Source organism: Streptomyces canus (assembly GCF_030816965.1).
GTDB classification, from domain to species: Bacteria; Actinomycetota; Actinomycetes; order Streptomycetales; family Streptomycetaceae; genus Streptomyces; species Streptomyces canus_E.
In genome coordinates, this window is the sequence record NZ_JAUSYQ010000002.1 from 3,697,078 (window position 1) to 3,717,123 (window position 20,046).

General features: G+C 69.7%; 17 protein-coding genes and 1 pseudogene. 6 read left to right on the forward strand and 12 right to left on the reverse strand.

Annotation, left to right across the window (positions count from 1 at the left end; all coding sequences use genetic code 11):
* Window positions 1-14: 14 nt before the first annotated feature.
* The 4 genes and pseudogenes from QF027_RS17800 to QF027_RS17815 form a co-directional block, all read right to left on the reverse strand.
* On the reverse strand, window positions 15-698 hold the full coding sequence (locus QF027_RS17800) for an LPXTG cell wall anchor domain-containing protein (RefSeq protein ID WP_307075562.1): 684 nt from the start codon (window positions 696-698) through the stop codon (window positions 15-17).
* Between the two features lie 774 nt (window positions 699-1,472).
* Window positions 1,473-1,718, reverse strand: a complete 246-nt coding sequence (locus tag QF027_RS17805) for a hypothetical protein (RefSeq protein WP_306981076.1) — start codon at window positions 1,716-1,718, stop codon at window positions 1,473-1,475.
* A 650-nt stretch (window positions 1,719-2,368) separates the two neighbouring features.
* Window positions 2,369-2,802, reverse strand: a pseudogene (locus QF027_RS17810) (transposase family protein); the annotation flags it as partial.
* A 112-nt stretch (window positions 2,803-2,914) separates the two neighbouring features.
* Window positions 2,915-3,415, reverse strand: coding sequence for a Mur ligase family protein (locus QF027_RS17815; protein ID WP_307075564.1), 501 nt, complete (start codon window positions 3,413-3,415; stop codon window positions 2,915-2,917).
* 657 nt (window positions 3,416-4,072) lie between these two features.
* Between QF027_RS17815 and QF027_RS17820 the strand changes: the two genes are divergently transcribed.
* Entirely contained in the window at window positions 4,073-4,381 is a 309-nt protein-coding gene (locus QF027_RS17820; RefSeq protein ID WP_307075565.1) for a hypothetical protein, read from the forward strand.
* Window positions 4,382-5,035: 654 nt separating this feature from the next.
* Here the strand turns inward: QF027_RS17820 and QF027_RS17825 are convergent.
* The 3 genes from QF027_RS17825 to QF027_RS17835 all read right to left on the reverse strand — a co-directional run bounded on the left by QF027_RS17825 (window position 5,036) and on the right by QF027_RS17835 (window position 10,248).
* The gene (locus QF027_RS17825; RefSeq protein ID WP_307075567.1) at window positions 5,036-6,592 is read right to left on the reverse strand and encodes a vWA domain-containing protein; all 1,557 of its coding nucleotides are present in this window, start codon (window positions 6,590-6,592) and stop codon (window positions 5,036-5,038) included.
* A gap of 147 nt (window positions 6,593-6,739) precedes the next feature.
* A complete protein-coding gene (locus QF027_RS17830) occupies window positions 6,740-7,603 on the reverse strand; it encodes an ABC transporter permease (RefSeq protein WP_307075569.1) in 864 nt (287 codons plus the stop codon).
* Complete coding sequence (locus tag QF027_RS17835) at window positions 7,600-10,248, reverse strand: alpha/beta fold hydrolase (RefSeq protein WP_307075571.1); 2,649 nt, start codon at window positions 10,246-10,248, stop codon at window positions 7,600-7,602. Before QF027_RS17835 ends, QF027_RS17830 begins: the two co-directional genes overlap by 4 nt.
* Before the next feature lie 430 nt (window positions 10,249-10,678).
* Between QF027_RS17835 and QF027_RS17840 the strand changes: the two genes are divergently transcribed.
* From QF027_RS17840 to QF027_RS17855, 4 genes are all read left to right on the forward strand, one after another.
* On the forward strand, window positions 10,679-10,885 hold the full coding sequence (locus QF027_RS17840; protein ID WP_307075573.1) for a hypothetical protein: 207 nt from the start codon (window positions 10,679-10,681) through the stop codon (window positions 10,883-10,885).
* A complete protein-coding gene (locus QF027_RS17845; RefSeq protein WP_307075575.1) occupies window positions 10,878-11,675 on the forward strand; it encodes a DUF2637 domain-containing protein in 798 nt (265 codons plus the stop codon). Before QF027_RS17840 ends, QF027_RS17845 begins: the two co-directional genes overlap by 8 nt.
* Before the next feature lie 43 nt (window positions 11,676-11,718).
* Complete coding sequence (locus QF027_RS17850; protein ID WP_307075577.1) at window positions 11,719-11,850, forward strand: hypothetical protein; 132 nt, start codon at window positions 11,719-11,721, stop codon at window positions 11,848-11,850.
* A 464-nt stretch (window positions 11,851-12,314) separates the two neighbouring features.
* Window positions 12,315-12,851 carry a hypothetical protein gene (locus tag QF027_RS17855; RefSeq protein ID WP_306981060.1) on the forward strand — a complete coding sequence of 179 codons (537 nt, stop codon included), beginning with the start codon at window positions 12,315-12,317 and terminating at the stop codon, window positions 12,849-12,851.
* Between the two features lie 34 nt (window positions 12,852-12,885).
* On the opposite strand, the gene mmsA is transcribed toward QF027_RS17855, so the two are convergent.
* The 5 genes from mmsA to iolC are packed head-to-tail and all read right to left on the reverse strand — an operon-like array spanning window position 12,886 to window position 18,931.
* Entirely contained in the window at window positions 12,886-14,388 is a 1,503-nt protein-coding gene (gene mmsA, locus QF027_RS17860; protein WP_307075579.1) for a CoA-acylating methylmalonate-semialdehyde dehydrogenase, read from the reverse strand.
* A gap of 14 nt (window positions 14,389-14,402) precedes the next feature.
* A complete protein-coding gene (iolD, locus tag QF027_RS17865) occupies window positions 14,403-16,280 on the reverse strand; it encodes a 3D-(3,5/4)-trihydroxycyclohexane-1,2-dione acylhydrolase (decyclizing) (RefSeq protein WP_307075581.1) in 1,878 nt (625 codons plus the stop codon).
* A complete protein-coding gene (iolB, locus tag QF027_RS17870) occupies window positions 16,277-17,092 on the reverse strand; it encodes a 5-deoxy-glucuronate isomerase (RefSeq protein ID WP_307075583.1) in 816 nt (271 codons plus the stop codon). The genes iolD and iolB overlap by 4 nt, the downstream gene beginning before the upstream one ends.
* Window positions 17,093-17,102: 10 nt before the next feature.
* The gene (locus QF027_RS17875; RefSeq protein WP_307075586.1) at window positions 17,103-17,984 is read right to left on the reverse strand and encodes a Cgl0159 family (beta/alpha)8-fold protein; all 882 of its coding nucleotides are present in this window, start codon (window positions 17,982-17,984) and stop codon (window positions 17,103-17,105) included.
* A complete protein-coding gene (gene iolC / locus QF027_RS17880) occupies window positions 17,981-18,931 on the reverse strand; it encodes a 5-dehydro-2-deoxygluconokinase (RefSeq protein ID WP_307075588.1) in 951 nt (316 codons plus the stop codon). Before iolC ends, QF027_RS17875 begins: the two co-directional genes overlap by 4 nt.
* A gap of 131 nt (window positions 18,932-19,062) precedes the next feature.
* Between iolC and QF027_RS17885 the strand changes: the two genes are divergently transcribed.
* Window positions 19,063-19,980: a sugar phosphate isomerase/epimerase family protein gene (locus QF027_RS17885; RefSeq protein WP_266527891.1), complete on the forward strand. Its 918-nt coding sequence runs from the start codon at window positions 19,063-19,065 to the stop codon at window positions 19,978-19,980.
* Window positions 19,981-20,046 lie beyond the last annotated feature (66 nt).

Sequence of the window (20,046 nt, forward strand, 5' to 3'; positions counted from 1 at the left end):
CCAGGACCGGGACGCTACCGACGGGACGCGGCCCGGCCTCGGCGGTACAGGATGGCGCCACCCGACATCAGCAGCATGGCGGCACCCGCGGCCATGAACGTCCCCTCCCCGGCACCGGTGTTCGGAAGGGAGGGCGGCTGCACCCCAGGTGAGGCGGGCGGCGTGGCGGGGGGAGTCGTGTCCGGTGTCTCCGAACGGGGCGGCGTCTTCGCCGGTGGAGTACTGCTGGGCGGCGAGCCGTGGGGAGTCGTGGCCGGCGTGTCCGAGTCGTCGCTGTCGTCGCCGTAACCGGCCTCGTCGCCGTAGCCGCTGTCGTCGCCGTAGCCGGCCTCGTCGCCGTAACCGCTGTCGTCGCCGTAGCCGCTGTCGTCGCCCTTGCCGACGACGCCCTTGCCCTTACCGTCGTCGTCGCTGTCGTCGCCGTAACCGTCGGTGTCGCCGTGGGCGCTGTCGTCGCCCTTACCCTTACCGTCGTCGTCGCTGTCGTCGCTGTCGTCGCCGTAAGCGTCGGTGTCGGCGTCGGCGCGCCCTCTGACGGAGCTGTGATCCGCGTGCTCTAGAGGGGCGCTGTCGTCGGGCTGGGCGTCGGGCGCACCCGACAGGGCACCGAGCGATCCTTCCAGAGTGCCTTCGGAGTATGCGTCCGCGAACGCCGGGATGCCGCACAGAGACAGGATGCCGGTCGCGGCGGCGGCCACGACCATTCCCTTACTCAGGTTCTGTCGCAATTCTCGTCGTCTTCCTGCTTGAAGAAGTGGGCAAAGGTGACCCTGGAACCGAGAGAACTGGTCGAAGGTCGGCCCGTGCCACAGCCAGTCGGCTGGTGTGCTCACACGCCTAACCATTCGCCGGACTGACAGGTTCTGTGCGAAAACTTGTGCGTGTTGTACGCCCGGGATCCATAAGTATTACCTGCCGAGAGCCGGGCCCGGGGCGGTCCGTGGGTTCGGTTCCGTGCAGCGGGAAACGAACCGGAACGACTCTCTCGTCAGTCCTTTTTTCTCTTCTTGCGGCTGCGCCGGGGAGCGGCTTCACGCCTGCCGTGGTTTCGTCGCCATTGGATTTTCTGACTGGTCAGATGATGGGACCCGGTGAAGTGCCAGTGCCGACAGCCGGGGCACCGATAGATCCGGTCCGGAATCTTCTGGATCAGTGGCTGCCTGACGAGCCAGGCGCGAGCCTCACCCTCGGTCCGGAATGACGCCTTCCCCGTTTCCGGGCAACGCGGCAGGATGACCGTGTCACTCATGTCCCCTCCGAAGTGCGCTACGTGGTGCGATCGCCTACGACGTGGCGATTTTTCGCTGATGACCGCCTCGGCAAACGGAAAGCGCCTCTCCCCTGGGCGGATGAGGATGTCACCTCATCCACCCGTCAGGGAAAGACGCTTTCAGGTCAGGCCACGACGCCCTGGGGGATCGAGAAAGGATGCCCCGGATCGCCGAACTAGACTCGAGCGATCACAACAAGGCTCACGGGGCGGGCGGGGCCAGCAGGCCGCCGAGCAGCTCGAGGAGGCCCTCGGTGTCGACGGAGGCCACGGCCGTGGCGGTGTTCTCGTTCACGTTGGCGTTGGTGTTCTCGTTGGTGATGGTGATGGGCGAGTCACCGTCACCGCCGTGCTTGTTATCGCAGGCGCTGGCAGCCGAGGCGGAACCCGCAAGGAGGGCCACCGCAGCGAGGGTCGAGGCAGCGCCCAGCTTCATGCTCTTGCGCATTTGACATCTCCGTTCTGTTTCTTCCGATTTGGAAGAACGCCACCGATATTGCCTCGCCACGGAAGGCCACACAACTTGAAAGGGCCCTGGGCCCGGAAGTTCATCCACATGGCCCTGTACGCGGGGTGCATGGACTGCCGAACACCCAGGCCGCATCAGGTCAGCCACCAAATGAGGTAATGACACACAAGCTGAGAAACGGATTTGAATGACAGTCATTTCGAACGCCAGCCCGAAAGCTGCGGGCCGGCAGTCAGTGCTCCAGCAGCGGCTCTCCCTTCCTGCTGACACATGCACGCTTTTGGCCACGGGGACTTGCGATCTGCCGTTCGGTGGTGGCACAACGCGCGCTTCAGGGCACACCTATGTCCTTCGTCAACCCTGGCTGCGTCACACGGCCGGATTCCGGGGTGCGGGGACGCAGGAACTCTGGGTGCGAGTCCTCCTGCGGAATCGTCGCCGCTCGCAGTAGGCCCATTTCCGTTGTCGGTTGCCGGTCCGTGGGGCGTGTTCGCACGGATGGAGCCCCTTTCGACCTGGTCGCCGGAGCAAAGCCGACGTAGGAGGCCAGGCGGGCGGCCTGAAAGGCCGAGCCGCCGCCGTCGACCAGCACTCGTGATCCTGGTCGCCGAGCAAGCGGAGCCTGCGAGGAGACGCACTGTGCCGCCTGCACCCTGGTGGCCCTTGTCCGCCCAGCAGCCGAGGCCGGCCTTGGCCAGAGCGTCGATGATGCCGTGCTCACGTGTGGCCCGGACGTCATGGACCGCGCCGGGCAGGGCCGATGAAGCCCACAGAAGGCGGCCCGTCCGGTCGATGGGCAGAAGTGTCCCGTCCAGGATCACGTACGCCTTCGTCGAGGCGACCCGTACAGCTCGGCAAACCTGGGGACGAGGGCGGCCAGGAGCTCGACGGCTTCGGTGACGTAGCGGTAGGCGGTGGTGGTGCCGACGCCGAGACCGGCCGCGAGTTGGGCTTAGGGGTGGCCGTTGCGGAGGTGGGCGAGGGCGAGCAGGGCCTGTCGGCCGGCGCTCGGGCGACGCCAGCGGTCGGCGAGGAAGCGAAGGGCAGAGCTGGACACGTCGATACCGGACGGGTATCACGAATCCTCTGGTAGAGACGGTTCTCTTGGTCGAAAACCCATCCACCAGGGGCTTCACCCGTCTGTCAGGTCAACTGCCGCACGCACGTCAGCAATGTCAACGAGGTGTTGGCGAGACTGGTTCTGGCCGCTGGGTTTCGGGCCGCGGCCAGCTCAACGCATGGACGGCTGAGCCGATGCGGGAATTGCCTTGAGTCGCCACCGTCGGTCCCGCGTGTCCGAGCAAGTGAGCTGTCAGGTCCGTGGTGGTGGTCTTGCCCGACGAGCCCGTCACTCCGATCACCATGGTCTTGGAGAGCCTGCCGAGCAGGTGTGCGGCCAGAGCGCCGAGAGCTGCCTGCACATCCGGCACGACGACGGCGGGCTCCTCGGCCGGATGCTCGGTGAGTACCGCCACTGCGCCCGACCTGACGGCCAGCGCCGCAAACGGATGGGAATCGGCCCGCGAGCCGTCAGGGCGTTCCACGACTCGGGGGACGAACAGTCCGTTGCTACTCTCTCGCAGGTTCAAGGTGGCAGGCCCGGTGACCAGGGCACCGGGGTCCGGCACATTGTGGAGTCTGCCGCCGACAACGGTCGCGATGTCCTGCAGGCTCATCGGGGTCACGGGCTGGTCCGCTTGGCGGCACCCGTTCCGGAACGTTCTGTTCCAGAGGGTAGGGACCGCCTCCCGGGACGCACCGGGCTCCAGGGCTCAAGGCACGACAGGGCCTTGACGCCTGACGTTCCCTGCCACGACCGCCCGCCCCAACGGGATCAGCCAGAAACTCGGCGGCTTCGGTGACGTAGCGGTAGGCGGTGGTGGTGCCCGTAGGGGGGCCGTTGCGGAGGCGAGCAGGGCCTGTCGGCCCGCGCTTGGGCGCCGGAACCGGGTGCCGAAGCGCTTCAGCAGGCGGGGCTCCTGCGCCGGTTTCAACCGTGAGCCGGCCTGGTCGACGGCGAGTTCACCGCGGACGGCGGCATCCTCGGCCTCCATCCCTGAAAATCAAACGACCCACAGTGAGCACAGAAGTGCGGACATGCGCCGCTGTGGCCGCCGGACCGGGGGCCCTGCGGCTGCAGGCAAACGGGAGATCACCTGAGTGGAGCAACACCATGTTGCATGCTTCATGCGGCATGTGGTCACATCCTCCCGGAAAAGGCGCTTAAGGGATATTTGGGCGCCGTAATCAAAGGCGACCGCCTGTGGCGGCCTGCTTCCAGTGACACTTGAGAGGAATCCATGCCTCACCGCATGCTCCGTTCGGCGGCCACCGTGCTGCTGGTTTCCGCCCCGTTCGTCGCCGCCGTGCCCGCGCAGGCAGCCGAGCAGCAGGACTTCCCGTGTACCGTCGACATCAATAAGGTCGACGACGAGCTGACCAGTAAGGTCACCTTCACCCTCGCATGCGACGAGACGCGGACCGTCACTGCGAAAATCGCGGTCGGCGGCGCCGTCGTGAACCAGCGCCAGACCGTTCAGGCCGGTGTCGCGCAGTCCTTCACCGTCACCGTGAACAAGGTTGCGCGGCTCTGCGCCGAGCTGGAGACCGACGGTGCCACAACCACGGCCTGCAGCGCCTGACGGTGCTCCGTTAGCCTGGCCGTTCCGATTCCGGCGAGGTCCGGATCACGAACGGATGAGCGAAAGTGCCTTCTGAGCTGGGGCGACGAGGGGCCTGTTCCAAGGTCTCCGCAGTCCGAGCAGGAAGGCACTTTTTGCGTGCCCGCGGCCCAGATCGCGACGTCGAGGAGCGACGCGATCAACCCCCCGGATGTGGCGGTGACATCGCGGGCGAAGGCGGTCGCGGCCACCGGGCTCCAGGCGCCGTGCTCCCTGCGGCGGAGGACCACGGAGTCGGCGGCATCATGACCGTTGGTGAAGGGAAGGTCGGCGGGGTCGGCGGTGGTGGCCTTCGGAGCGAGGGCGGGCATGCGCCTTCGCGGAGGACACCGCACTCGTTCTGGTGATCCCGACGCCGATGCGGTACGCCAGGTCGTGGCGCTGCGGACATACGGCGGGCGGGCTGCCGTGCCGCTGGGATCGCCCGTGCTGCTCGGGCTGCCGTCAGTGCGGGACTTCGTCACCTCAGGCCGGAGACGGGGCTCGCCATCTGCCCGATCGCGCGGCCCGCGTCGCCCGTGACCTCGTCCGGCCGTCGGTCTCGGGCCACTCGTGCGGCCGGGCTGGGACTCGTGACCGGCGTGTTCCCGGGCGCGCAGTCGGAAACCGTGCCTGCTATGTGAGGTCGCTGGCCCTGTGGATCGCTTCGGCGAGTTGGCGTATCGCCTTGGTGTCGGTGCTGAAGGCCAGCTTGTCGGCCCGCTCGGCGAGTTCCGGCAGGGACGGGGCCGCGGGGAGCGGGCTCCAGCGGGTGTCGGCGTCGCTGTAGGCATCGCCGTCGCCGGAGCGTAGGGCGTCTGCGAAGTAGGCGGCCAGGGCGGTGACTTGGAGGCCACTGTTCGCCCTCCACAGGGGCTGGTCGATGGAGGCTGCCTCCACTTGGCCCGACTCCTCGTGCGGGGTGCGGGTCTCGGGGTCCTGCCAGCGGACGGTGGCGGTGGCGAGGTGGCCGACGGCGCCGGGCTTGGTGCGGACGGCGTAGAGGGCGGTGACGGTGTGGCCGGGGCCGACCTCACCGCCGTCGACGTGGTCGTCGCGGAAGTCGTCGTCGGCGACGCGGCGGTTGTCGTAGCCGACCAGGCGGAACTCGGCGACGGTCTCCGGGTCGAAGGCGACCTGGGCCTTGGCGTCGCGGGCCGTGAGGTCGATGTTCTTCGGGAGCTGCTCGCAGAAGACCTTGCGCGCTTCGTCGGGGTCGGAGACGTACGTCGTGTGGCCGTCGCCCTTGTCGGCGAGGCGTTCCATCAGGGCGTCGCCGTAGTCGCTGCCCACGCCAACGCCGAACAGGGTGATGCCGTGTTCGCGGCGGGCGCCGTCGATGCGGTCGAGGATGGAGTCGGGGTCGGTGTCACCGTCGTTGGCGAGCGCGTCGGAGATGAGGACGACCCGGTTGGTGGCACCCTCGCGCAGGCCCTCGACGGCGGTGGCGTAGCCAGTCTCGACGCCCGCCGCGAGGTTGGTGGAGAAGGTCGGTTCCAGGCTGTCGATCGCCTCGTGGATCGTGCCTCGGTGACCGCCGAGGCGGGTCATCGGCAGGACGGTCTCGGCCTTGTCGCTGAAGGTGACCAGTGCGACCGAGTCGTCGTCGCGCAGCCGGTCCGTCATCACATCGAGGGATTTCTGGGCGAGGTCGAGGCGGCCCGGTTCGCTCATGGAGCCGGAGATGTCGATGACGAAGGTGAGGGCGGCCGGCGGGCGGCCGCCGTGCTGGTCTCGCGCGTTCCGGGTGGCCAGGCCCACGCGGACCAGGGACCAGTCCTCGTCGTTGGTTCGGGCGCCGTCGACGGTCACCGTGAAGCCGTTGCCGTCGGGGCGTTCGTAGTCCTGGCGGAAGCTGTTGACGAACTCCTCGGGGCGGATCGTCGACGGGTCGGGTAGCCGGCCGTCGGCGAGGGTGCGGCGGGCGTAGCCGTAGGAGGCGGTGTCGACATCGAGGGCGAAGGTGGAGACGTAGTCGGGCGAGGGGGCCACCTCGCTGGACTCGTCGTCGGTGCCGTCGGTGTCCTGTTCGCCGGTGCCCTGGCGGTAGTCGGGGGCGGGGAAGCCGGTCGCGCCGTCCGCGCTGCCGTGGTCGCCCGTGTCGCTCCCGCCGCACCCGGTGAGCAGCAGGCCGCCGGCCGCGGTGAACGCGAGCAGGGTGGCTCGCAGCCGTCGTATGCGATATCGCTCCATCTTCCGTGCCCCCTTGGTCTGTTGACGCCGATGTCTGTGACTGTGACGGCGCTGGGGGACGGAACGTGCGCTATGGACCGTTGCGGATGGATCTCGAAGAGGCCACGGAAGGCGGCCGTCGAGACCGGTAGGTGATCCTCCGTTGACCTACGACACCACGTCCTTGCGGGCGAAACCCCGGAAGGCCAGCGCGAACAGCACCACGGCGTACGTTATGGAAACGGCCGTGCCCTGGATAATGCCGGACCACTCGGGATGGGGCTGGATGGCGTCGGCCCAGGCGAACTGCCAGTGCGCGGGCAGGAAGTGACGCCAGTCGCCGAGGGCCGTCACGGCGTCCAGGACGTTGCCGACGATGGTGAGGCCGACCGCGCCGCCGACCGCGCCGAGCGGGGCGTCCGTCTTGGTCGACAGCCAGAACGCGAGCCCGGCGGTGACCAGTTGGGACACGAAGACGAACACCACGACCACCACGAGCCGCTGGGCGGCCGTGCCCGGCGCGAGCGAGCCGCCGGTGGGGATCTCCAGGGAGCCCCAACCGTAGGCGGCCGTGCCGACGGCCAGTGCCGTCACCGGCAGCAGGATCATCGCGGCCAGGCTGAGGCCGAGCCCGACGACGAGCTTCGACCACAGCAGCCGGGCGCGCGGCACCGGAGCGGCCAGGAGATAGCGCAGGGAGGACCAGCTGGCCTCCGAGGCGACCGTGTCCCCGCAGAACAGGGCGACCGGTATCACCAGCAGGAAGCCGGCGGACACGAACAGGTTGACGGCGGCGAAGTTGGCGCCGGACGCCGTCGCCGTGTCCATCAACGTGATCCGGTTGCCGCCCCCGTCCGGCTCGCCGCCGACGGCGAAGGCGATGAGCAGGACGAACGGCAGGGCGGCGAGGATCCCACCCATGACCAGCGTGCGGCGCCGCTTCAGCTGGCGGATCAGTTCCACCCGGACGGGAAGCGTGCGGCCCGTGCGGTATCCGGAGGCCGCCTCCGGGCGTTCGACGAGCGTGCTCATGCGGAGCCTCCGATCAGGGTGAGGAAGGCGTCTTCCAGTCGGCGGTGCGGGCCCACGGACTCGACGGGCACTTCGAGCCGGACGAGTTCGACGACCAGGCGCTGTGCGCTGCCGTCGGCCCCGAGGCGGACCAGGAGTCCGTCGTCGGTGCGTACGGCCGAGGTCACGCCCGGCAGCGAGGCGATCTTCTCGACGACCGGCTCCTCCACGGGAGTTCCGGTGCCGACGAGCAGGGTGTCGCCGGAGCCGATGATCTCCGCGACCGGGCCGGCCTGCACGAGCCTGCCCCGGTCCATCACCACGAGGTGTGTGCAGGACTGCTCGATCTCCGCCAGCAGGTGGCTGGAGACGATCACCGTGCGCCCGGCGGCCGCGTACCGGATCATCACCTCGCGCATCTCGCGGATCTGCGGCGGATCGAGGCCGTTCGTGGGCTCGTCCAGTATCAGCAGGTCGGGCATGCCGAGCATGGCCTGGGCGATGGCGAGGCGCTGGCGCATGCCCTGCGAGTACGTGCGAACCGCGCGGGACAGCGCGTCTCCGAGGCCCGCGATCTGAAGGGCCTCGTCCAGATGAGCGTCCTCGGCCGGGCGGCCGGTCGCCGCCCAGTACAGCTCCAGGTTCTCCCGGCCGGACAGATGCGGCAGGAAGCCCGCGCCCTCGACGAAGGCGCCGACCCGGGACAGCACCGGGGCGCCCGGGCGGATCGCACGGCCGAAAACGCGGATCTCTCCGCCGTCCGGCTTGATCAGGCCCATCAGCATGCGCAGGGTGGTCGTCTTGCCCGCGCCGTTCGGGCCCAGCAGGCCGAGGACCTGGCCTTTCTCCACGCGGAAGGACAGCTCCTTGACCGCGTACCGGTCCGCCGACTTGGCATAGCGCTTGCTCAGGTCCGTTATCTGCAGGGGAACTTCGGCGAGCTCGGGGTCGGGGGGCGCGGCGGAGGTACGGCGCCGGCCGGTCAGCAGCAGGACCAGGGCGACCACCGCGCCCGCGAGCGGCAGCCACCACACCCACGCGGGCAGCGGGGCGGCCGCGGTCGTCACGCCGGGGGCCGTCGGCACCGACAGGTCGCCCTTCAGGGAGACGGTGTACGTCGCCGGGGCGGCTGGAGAGGCGTACCCGAGGTCGGTGGAGGCGAGGACCAGACGCAGCCGGTGGCCCTGCTCGACGTCGTGGTCGACGGCAGGCAGCGTGATCGTCACGTCCTTGCCTGCCTTGGCGCCCTCCACCCTGAGGGGCGTGACCAACTGGGAGGGCAGCACCTGTTGGGTGCCGCCCGGGCCGACGTCGTACACCTTCCCGAAGAGGACGGCGTCGTCGCGGGTCGACTCGACGTGGACGGTGACCGTCGGCGATCCGGTGATCCGGACGTCGCCGGTGACCGGCGCCGACTCGAAGCGGGCGAACTGGCCGGGGAAGTCCAGCGAGACGCCGACGCCGAGCGAGGAGAGCTGGGCGAGGCCGCCACCGCCGAGGCCGGGAAGGGCCGAGACGGCGGGCGGGTTGGCGCCCGCCGGGTTGGCGAAGCTCTGCTCGCGGCCGGTCAGGGCGATGGACTTCCGTCCGCTCTCCAGGCCGGGGTACGTGTCGCCGCTCGCGCCCCGCCGCTGTGCCTGGCCATCGGTGGAGTCGACGCCGCCGGTGCGGGTGATGCGGAAGGCGGGGCCGGTGTCGGTGCCCTTGTCGTCCTTCAGGTACCGGTCGAACCAGGATTGCACGCGTGCCTGGACGCGGCTGGTCTCCATGTCGCCGCCGTCGTGACCGCCCGCGATCCAGTCGACGTCGACCGGGGCGCCGTTGGCGCGGATCGCCTTCGCGGCCGCGTCGGCCTGGCCGAGTGGGAAGAGGGAGTCGGTCTGGCCCTGCATCAACAGGGCGGGCACCTTGATGCGGTCGCCGACGGCGGACGGCGAGCGCTCCTGAAGCAGCTTGACGGCCTGCGTGTCCGGGACGCCGGACTCGGCGACCCGCTGGTACATCTGGCAGAGCTTCGGCTCGAACCTGGCGCAGCCGCCGCCGGAGTTGACGAAGATGCCCGCCCAGAGCTTCTTGAACACGCCGTTCGGGAAGAGGGCGTCGGCGAGGTTCCAGTAGGTGATCGCCGGGGCGATGGCGTCGACCCGGTCGTCGTACCCGGCGGTCTCCAGCGCGATCGCGCCGCCGTACGACGCGCCGGCCATGCCCACGCGCGGGTCGCCGGTCTTGTCCAGCTGGACCTGAGGCTGCTTCGCCAGCCAGTCGATGAGCCTGCGTACGTCGGCGACCTCGCCCTTCGGGTCGTTGAGCCCGATCCTGCCGGTTGACCTGCCGAAGCTGCGCGCCGACCAGGTCAGGACCGCGTACCCGTCGCGGGCCAGGTTCTGGGCCTGCTGCCGGACGTCGTCCTTGCTGCCGCCGAAGCCGTGGGCCAGGAGGACGGCGGGGCGACGTCCTTCGTCGGAGGACGTGAAGTACGAGGTGTCGATACGCACCCCGTTCCCCATGTCCATGACCCGGTCCGCGCGGTGTACCGGTGGCGCGTCCTCGTCGGCGGCGGCCGTCCAGGTCCCGGCGCCGGCGAGCACTACGACGGCGGCCGCGGCGGCGGCGAGCCGTCGCGGCCCCCTCAGTAGGCCTCGCAGCCGGGGCAGTCGAAGATCCATGCATCAACGGTACGGGCCGCCACGGACAGCCGATGCAGCCCCCGGGCTGAACCGCTCCCCCTCCCACGGGCGTACGGGACCGCTGTCCCGTACCGCGTGCGTGGTACGACGACGCACGCCCCCTCCCTGTGCCGGCGCGGTCCGCGGCCGCCCGGTCACCTGCAACCCTATTTTCCGGTGGAATCCCAACTCATCACCGCATGGTCATACCGCAAACCCGCCGACAATCGCACGATCGAAACAAAATTCAAGCGCCGAGGCCACGAATTCGCCCGAGGGCACGCCGTATTTCACTCGAATACCCCACACCTGGGTCACAAATGAATTCGTTGTGGGGTGTATGACGAAAGCACAACTCCCCACGGCACCCGCGGGCGGATATTCACACAGTGCCAGGACCCCCGCCTCACAGCTCGGGGAGTGGACATTCATGCCGGCCCCGGTGTCCGCCGCCCCGGAGGCGGGCGCGGTGCTCCAGCGCGGCAGGGAGCGTGTGGAGCTCAGGTACACCTCGGCACTGCTGGACGACTTCCTGCTGGTGATGAGCCGGATCCAGGGCGACTTCACCCGCCTGTCGGACACCACCGAGTTCCCTGCCGTACCCGGTACGCGGCCCCGGCGGAACAGCCATGCATGAGAGACAGCCTTCCTATGCCTTCCGCAACGGCCAGGTCGCTGAGAACCTGCACGACGCGTGGATGAACTCGCCCCGCCGCACCGCCGCCCGTACGGTGCCCGACAGAGAGTCATGGGCCCCGGGCAACCTGCACGTCACGGCGAGCTGGGACCCCGCCGAGGAGTTGGCTCACCTCCTGCAGGCCCAGACCGCCGAGCAGGAGTTGGCCGAGGTTCCCCTGTACGAGGACGGCTTCCTGCCGGAGCAGGAACCGGTGTTCACCCCCGAGGGGCCGGCCATGCGCCCGCGTCCCCCGGCGCACCGGCGGATCCGCACGCCCAGGATGCTGCTGTCGAGGATGCAGACGGTCAGCTTCCTGGTCGCCTCGATGGCCAGCGTCATCGTCGCCATGGTCAGTGTGTTCAGCGGGATCGTCGCCTACGACCCGTTGCGCGAGGTGGCCACCGGGGTCCCCGCCCACTCCGTCGCGGACCGCTGGTGGCCGCTGATGGTCTACGGGCCGTGGATGGTCTCCTCCCTCTCGGTTCTGAGGGCCGCTCTGCACCGGCGCCGCGCCGCGCACTCGTGGTGCATCGTGATGTTCTTCTCGGCCGTGGCCATGGCGCTGTGCGTCATCCAGGCACCGAGGACCCTTCCCGGCATCGCCGCTGCGGCGCTCCCGGCGATCGCCGCACTGACCTGCTTCCACCAACTGGTGCGCCAGATCACGCTGACCCGTCCCCCTCGCAAGGCCGCCCGGCGGCATCGCGACTCCTCCTCGTCGTCCAAGCAAGCCAGCGCGGACCTGTGAAGACGCGCCGTCAGTTCGCGAATCCCGATCAACGGACTTCTCAGTGAATTCGGTCGAGGTGTTTCGCGAACTGGTGGTGCTCGACACGCCGCGCGAGCAGGAGGTTCGAGAACATGCGGACCTTGATCGGGTCGCGTGTGCCGGCAGAGATCAGGCGACGGGTGGGGAGTTCTGATTCGAGGCCGGGAGAATCGGCTCGATCAGGACGTCGTCGGTTTGTGAGACGTCGTTTTCCAGCCTTGGCTGCCCGCCGGAAGCGTCGGCCGTGATGGTTTCCTGCCTGCCCAGCCGGTGCCTTCCTGTCACCGCTCGTCCATCGCGGAGGCAAAGGGCGGGGCTCCTCAGAGAGGCAGCGCGTCAGCCGGTCGGGCAGGGAGGTGAATCGCGTGCCACGGGATTGACCTGGGCTCCTCCGGGTGTCCGCCGGGCTGCCCGGGTGGCGGGGCAGGATCTCGAGGAACACCCCGACACCAGGGGAACATCCTTTCAAGATGCGAACACCCTGGACGCATTCGCCATGGTTCGCCACCCCTTCCGCGAGAGCGAAACTCCCACGATCATGACCGTGCCTGGGTCACCACCCTGGCGGCGAGGGAGAAGTGCGTCGCCCGGCGGGCGACGGGATCCCGGAGGAGATCAATGCAGAGAGCCCCGAAACGGGCCATGGAATGGCTGGCCGCCGCGGCGACCAACCCGCGAGCCTGCAAGCGGCAGTGGCGAGGGGAATCCGGGATCGCGGTGCTGGCCTGCGGACGGTTCTGGGATGTGCTGAGCGTGCCGGAGGAGATGGGCGTGCTGGCCCTCGACACGCTGCTGTGCATTCCGCAGACGCCCGGTCCCGTACTCGCCGACACCGCCGCACGTCGGGTGGGCTTCTTCCTGCCACCGGATCCCAAGAACTGCTGGATCGGCTCGGACATTCGCTATCTGGGCGAGGACGCGTGGATCGCGGTGCCCGCGCCGTATCGGGCCACCGGGCGCCTGCGCTGGCTGGTCCCACCCGACGGCACCGGCACGCTGTTCGTCCCGGCTGCCGTGGAACTGGCACTCCAGCAGGCGCTGGGCACCCTGTCGATACGGGCCGACGTGCGGCGGCCGTGTCCGACGTGCGGTGCGGCCACCGCACGGGCCCGCAGCCGGACCGGTGGCCGCACCGCCGACAGGCCCGCCCCGTAGACGGGACGTCACCCGACGAGGGGCTGCGTCGTTCTCAGTGGTTGCGCGGGAAGCCCAGGTCCACGCCCGCCGGGGCGTCGGCCGGGTCGGGCCAGCGGGTGGTGACGACCTTGCCGCGGGTGTAGAAGTGCGTGCCGTCGTTGCCGTAGATGTGGTGGTCGCCGAAGAGCGAGTCCTTCCAGCCACCGAAGCTGTGGTAGCCGACGGGGACCGGGATCGGGACGTTCACGCCGACCATGCCGGCCTCGACCTCCAGCTGGAAGCGGCGGGCGGCGCCGCCGTCCCGGGTGAAGATCGCGGTGCCGTTGCCGAACGGCGAGGCGTTGATGAGGGCGATGCCCTCGTCATAGGTGTCGACGCGCAGCACGGTCAGCACCGGGCCGAAGATCTCGTCCTGGTAGGCCTTCGCCGTGGTCGGGACCTTGTCGAGGAGCGAGATGCCGATCCAGTGGCCGTCCTCGAAGCCCTCGACCGTGAAGCCGGAGCCGTCCAGGACGACCTCGCAGCCCTCGGCCGCCGCGCCCGTGACGTAGGACGCCACCTTGTCGCGGTGCACCTTGGTGATGAGCGGGCCCATCTCGGAGGCCGGGTCGTTGCCGGGGCCGATCTTGATCTTCTCGGCGCGCTCGCGGATCTTGTCGACCAGCTGGTCGCCGATGGCGCCGACCGCGACGACCGCGGAGATGGCCATGCAGCGCTCGCCGGCGGAACCGTAGGCGGCGGAGACGGCGGCGTCGGCGGCCGCGTCCAGGTCGGCGTCCGGCAGGACCAGCATGTGGTTCTTGGCGCCGCCCAGGGCCTGGACCCGCTTGCCGTTCGCGGAGGCGGTGGTGTGGATGTAGCGGGCGATCGGGGTCGAGCCGACGAAGGAGACGGCCTTGACGTCCGGGTGCTCCAGGAGGCGGTCGACGGCCACCTTGTCGCCGTGCACGACGTTGAAGACACCGTCGGGCAGACCGGCCTCGGCCAGCAGCTCGGCGATCTTCAGGGAGGCCGACGGGTCCTTCTCGGACGGCTTGAGGACGAAGGTGTTGCCGGTCGCGATGGCGATCGGGAACATCCACATCGGGACCATCGCCGGGAAGTTGAACGGCGTGATGCCTGCGACGACACCGAGCGGCTGGCGGATGGAGGCGACATCGACGCGGCTGGCGACCTCGGTCGACAGCTCGCCCTTGAGCTGCACGGTGATCCCGCACGCCAGGTCCACGATCTCCAGGCCGCGCGCGACCTCACCGAGGGCGTCGCTGTGCACCTTGCCGTGCTCGGCGGTGATCAGCTCGGCGATCGCGTCCCGGTTCGCCTCGAGCAGCGCCCGGAAGCGGAACAGGATCGTGGTGCGCTTGGCGAGCGAGGAGGTGCCCCAGGTCGCGAACGCGTCCTTGGCGGCGGCGACCGCGGCGTCGACCTCGTCGACCGACGCGAATGCGACCTTGGTGGTGACCGCGCCGGTCGCCGGGTCGGTGACCGGCCCGTAGTTCCCCGACGCGCCTTCGACGGTCTTGCCGCCGATCCAGTGGTTGACGATCTTCGTCATGACCGAGTACTCCTTCACAGATGGCGGCGTCGGGTAGAGACGTGCCGTTCGTACAGCTCTCGGGCCTTCACCGCAGACGGTCGGGTCGCGGTTTCGGCCACAGGTACATCCCACCAGGCCTGCGCCGGAGGCGCGCCCGACACTGTGTCGGCCGTTTCGGTCTCGACGTAGACACATGTGGGAGTGTCGGCGGCCCGCGCCTCTTCGAGGGCGGCGCGGAGGTCTCGTACGGTCTTCGCGCGCAGCACGCGCATACCGAGGCTGGCCACGTTGGCGGCCAGGTCCACGGGCAGCGGGGCGCCCGTGTAGGTGCCGTCGTCGGACTGGTAGCGGTAGGCGGTTCCGAATCGCTCGCCGCCGACCGTCTCGGACAGGCCGCCGATGGAGGCGTAGCCGTGGTTCTGGATCAGGAGCAGCTTGATCGCGATGCCCTCCTGCACGGCCGTGACGATCTCCGTCGGCATCATCAGGTACGTTCCGTCGCCGACCAGCGCCCAGACGTTGCGGTCGGGAGCGGCCATCTTCACACCGATCGCGGCCGGGATCTCGTAGCCCATGCAGGAGTAGCCGTACTCCAGGTGGTACTGGTCCCTCGACCGGGCGCGCCACAGCTTGTGCAGGTCGCCGGGGAGGGAGCCCGCCGCGTTGATGAGGACGTCCGACTCGTCCACCAGGGCGTCCAGGGCGCCGAGGACCTGCGGCTGGGTCGGCCTGACGTCGGGCTCGTCGGCCTCGTAGCAGGCGTCGACGCGCTGCTCCCAGCGCTCCTTGTCGAGCGTGTACTCGTCGACGTACGCGCCCGGAACCCGGTGGGCGTGCAGCCGGAGTGCGTCGGTGAGCTCCTGGAGGCCGCTGCGGGCGTCCGTGACCAGGGGCGTACCGGCGAGCTTGTGGCCGTCGTAGGGCGCGATGTTGAGGTTGAGGAAGCGGACGCCGTCGGCGGCGAACAGCGTCCCCGAGGCCGTGGTGAAGTCGGTGTAGCGGGTGCCGACGCCTATCACCAGGTCGGCCTGGCGGGCCAGTTCGTTCGCGGTGGCCGTGCCGGTGTGGCCGACGCCGCCGACGTCCTGGGGATGGTCGTGGCGCAGGGAGCCCTTGCCGGCCTGGGTGGAGGCGACCGGGACGCCGGTGGCGCTCGCGAACTCGGCGAGGGCCTCCTCGGCGCGGCTGTGGTGGACTCCGCCGCCCGCGACGAGCAGGGGGCGCCGGGCCGACCTGATCGCCCGCACGGCTTCCGCGAGTTCGGTGGGATCGGCGCCCGGCCGTCGTACGAACCAGGTGCGCTCGGCGAAGAACTCGTCCGGCCAGTCGTGGGCCTCGGCCTGGACATCCTGCGGGAGGGCGAGGGTCACGGCGCCGGTCTCGACGGGGTCGGTGAGGACCCGCATGGCCTGGAGGGCGGCCGGGATCAGGGCTTCCGGGCGCGTGACGCGGTCGAAGTACTTCGACACGGGCCGCAGACAGTCGTTGACGCTGATGTCGCCCGCGTACGGCACTTCGAGCTGCTGGAGGACCGGGTCGGCGACCCGGGTGGCGAAGATGTCGCCGGGCAGGAGCAGGACCGGGAGGTGGTTGATGGTCGCGAGGGCCGCGCCCGTCACCAGGTTGGTGGCGCCCGGGCCGATGGAGGTCGTCACCGCGTGGGTGGAGAGGCGGTTCGACTGACGTGCGTAGCCCACGGCCGCGTGCACCATGGACTGCTCGTTGCGGCCCTGGTGGTAGGGCATGTCGTCGGCGTACTCCACGAGCGCCTGGCCGAGGCCCGCGACGTTGCCGTGGCCGAAGATGCCCCAGGTCGCGGAGATCAACCGCTGCCGTACGCCGTCGCGTTCGGTGTACTGGGCGGACAGGAAGCGGACGAGTGCCTGCGCGACCGTGAGCCTGGTGGTCATCGGTACCCCTCGGTGTGGTCCGGGTGGAAGCAGATCCGCCACTCGCGCGTCTCGGCCGGGCCCGCCATGACATTGAGGTAGTACATGTCGTGCCCTGGCTGCGCGATCGACGGGCCGTGCCATCCGTCGGGGACGAGGACGGCGTCGCCGGAGCGGACCTCGGCGAGGACGTCGGATCCGCCCTCACGGGAGGGAGATACGCGCTGATAGCCGAAACCGTTCGGGCCGTCGATCTCGAAGTAGTAGATCTCCTCCAGCTCCGCTTCCACGCCGGGCCGGTGCTCGTCGTGCTTGTGCGGCGGATATGAGGACCAGTTGCCGCCGGGAGTGACGACCTCGACGGCGATGAGCTTGTCGCAGTCGAAGGCGTCGGCGGAGGCGAAGTTGCGGACGTGCCGCAACTGGCTGCCACTGCCGCGTTCTTCGACGGGGACCTCCGGCGCGGGGCCGTAGCGGGCGGGGAGTCGTCGCTCGCACTTCGCTCCTGCCAGGGCGAAGCGGCCTCCCGCGCCGGAGGCGATCGATGCCTGGGCGTCCCGGGGCACGTACGCGAAGTCCGAGACTCCGGCGAACACGCTTTCCCGGCCCAGGAGTTGGAACTCTTCGTTACCGATGTGGACGGTACAGGCGCCTTCCAGTGGAAGCACGATCCACTCGCTGTCACCGGAGGTGAAGGTGTGAGTACCGCCGGGTGCCAGCTCGACGACGCGCAGGCTGCTGTGGGTCCAGCCGGCCCGCTTGGGGTCGATGTCCAGCGTGTACTGGGCGTTGGCGGAGTCGCCCTTGGGGACGTACAGCTCGTTCTGTGTCATGCGGCGGCCCTCACAGCAGTCCTACGGCGGTGTCCACGGCGGCGGCCACGTCGCCGTCCGCCGGGTACAGCAGCGAACGGCCGACCACCAGGCCGCGCACGGTGGGCAGTTGGAGGGCGCCGCGCCACTTCTCGTACGCGCCGTCCTGGTCGTCTCCGACCTCGCCGCCGAGCAGTACGGCGGGGAGCGTGGAGGTCGCCATGACCTCGCCCATGTCGTCGGGGTTGTCGGTGACCGGGACCTTGAGCCAGGTGTAGGCCGAACTGCCGCCCAGGCCCGAGGCGATGGCGATCGATTTGCTGACAGCCTCGGCGGAGAGGTCGTTCCTGACCTTGCCCTCGGTGGTGCGGCCGCTGATGAACGGCTCGACGAACACGGGGAGTCTGCGAGCCGCCATGTCGTCGATGGCGCGGGCCGTGGACTCCATGGTGGTGAGGGAGCCCGGGTCGTCGTAGTCGATGCGCAGGAGCAGTTTGCCGGCGTCGAAGCCGAGGCGCTCGATGTCCTCGGGGCGGTGGCCGGTGAAGCGGTCGTCGAGCTCGAAGCTCGCGCCCTGGAGGCCGCCGCGGTTCATGGAGCCCAGGACGACCTTGCCGTCCAGGGCGCCGAGCAGCAGCAGGTCGTCCAGGATGTCGGCGGTGGCGAGGACGCCGTCGACGCCGGGGCGGGACAGCGCCAGGCAGAGGCGCTCGAGCAGGTCGCCGCGGTTGGCCATGGCCATCCGGTTGCCGCCGACGCCGAGCGCGCCCCGGGCGGGGTGGTCGGCGGCGACGATCATCAGACGGCCGTTGTCGTTGAGCAGCGGCCTGCGGGTGCGGCGGGCGGCCGCCTCGGCGATCGCCTCGGGATGTTCGGCACGCAGGCGGACGAGTTCCGCGATGTCGACCCTCACTTGACCGCTCCCGCCGCGATTGCGCTGTCGATCTCGTCGGTCGTCGGCATCGCCGAGCTGCACTCCAGACGGGAGGCGACGATGGCCCCGGCCGCGTTGGCGTGCCGCATGATCTTCTCCAGGTCCCATCCGCTGAGCAGGCCGTGGCAGAGGGAGCCACCGAAGGCGTCGCCGGCGCCGAGGCCGTTGAGGACGTTCACGGGCAGCGGCGGGACCTCGGCGGACTCGCCCCTGCTGTTGACGGCGAGGACGCCCTTGGGGCCCTGCTTGACGACCGCCAGTTCGACACCGGCGTCCAGGAGGGCGCGGGCGGCGGCGTGCGGCTCGCGTACGCCGGTCGCGACCTCGACCTCGTCGAGGTTTCCGACGGCGACGGTGGTGTGGCGCAGGGCCTCTTCGTAGAAGGGGCGGGCCTGCGCCGGGTCCTGCCAGAACATCGGGCGCCAGTCCAGGTCGAAGACGGTGGTGCCCGCCTTCGCGCGGTGGGCGAGGGCCGCCAGTGTCGCCGTACGACTGGGCTCCTCGCTCAGGCCGGTGCCGGTGACCCAGAAGATGCTCGCCTCGCGGATCGCGTCGAGGTCCAGCTCGTGGGCGTCGATCTCCAGGTCGGGGGCCTTGGGCTGCCGGTAGAAGTACAGCGGGAAGTCGTCCGGCGGGAAGATCTCGCAGAAGGTGACGGGGGTCGGCAGGCCTGGGACCGGGGTGACCCAGCGGTCGTCCACGCCGAAGCCCTGAAGGGCCTCGTGCAGATAGGTGCCGAAGGGGTCGTCGCCGGTGCGGGTGATCACCGCGGTCCGCCGTCCCAGGCGGGACGCGGCGACCGCGACGTTGGTCGCCGAACCTCCGAGGAACTTCCCGAAGGTCGTCACCTGCGGCAGCGGGACACCGGTCTGGAGTGGATACAGGTCCACACCGATCCGCCCCATGGTGATCAGGTCGTACGCCATCGGCTTCCCTTCGTACCTGCGTCGGCTCTCCCGGCGTTTGTAGCCCCGGACGCCGAGCCCTGTCAATGTTTTGTCCAGACATTCGGACGAGACCTTGACAGCGCTTGCTGTCCGAACCGAAGCTGACCGGCATGACAGCGCCCGCACCTCAGCCCTCACTGTCCCGCATCCGGATCGGCTCGGCTCCCGACTCCTGGGGCGTGTGGTTCCCCGACGACCCCCAGCAGGTCCCCTGGCAGCGCTTCCTCGACGAGGTCGCGGACTCCGGTTACGAGTGGATCGAGCTGGGGCCGTACGGGTATCTGCCGACCGACCCCACGGTTCTCACCGAGGAGGTGTCCCGGCGTGGCCTGAAGGTGTCCGCGGGCACCGTCTTCACCGGCCTGCACCACGGCGAGGCCGTGTGGGAGAAGACCTGGGCGCATGTCGCGGACAACGCGGTGCTGGCGCAGGCGATGGGTGCCAGGCATCTTGTCGTGATTCCGTCGTTCTGGCGGGACGACAAGACGGGTGAGGTGCTGGAGTCGTCCTCGCTGACGCCCGAGCAGTGGCGGAACCTGACCTCGCTGACCGAGCGGCTGGGGCAGCGGGTGCGGGAGGAGTACGGCCTCCAGATCGTCGTCCACCCGCATGCGGACACCCACATCGACAGCGAGGAGAACGTCGTCCGGTTCCTCGACGGGACGGACTCCTCTCTGGTGTCGCTGTGTCTGGACACTGGGCACTACGCGTACTGCGGCGGCGACAGCGTCAAGCTGATCGAGACGTACGGGTCGCGGATCGGGTATCTGCACCTCAAGCAGGTGGATCCGGAGATCCTCGCGGACGTACGGGCCAAGGGGACGCCGTTCGGGCCCGCGGTGGCGCAGGGTGTGATGTGTGAGCCGCCTTCGGGTGTGCCGGCGCTCGGCCCTGTGCTGGAGGCGGCGGGGCGGCTGGATGTCGATCTGTTCGCGATCGTCGAGCAGGACATGTATCCGTGTGAGCCGGATCGGCCGTTGCCGATCGCTCAGCGGACCAGGGCGTTCCTGCGGTCCTGCGGGGCGTAGTTCTCGGCCGCGGACCGGTGGTCGCCGGCCGCGGCCGCGCGGCGGAGCCGCAGATTGACACAGCCC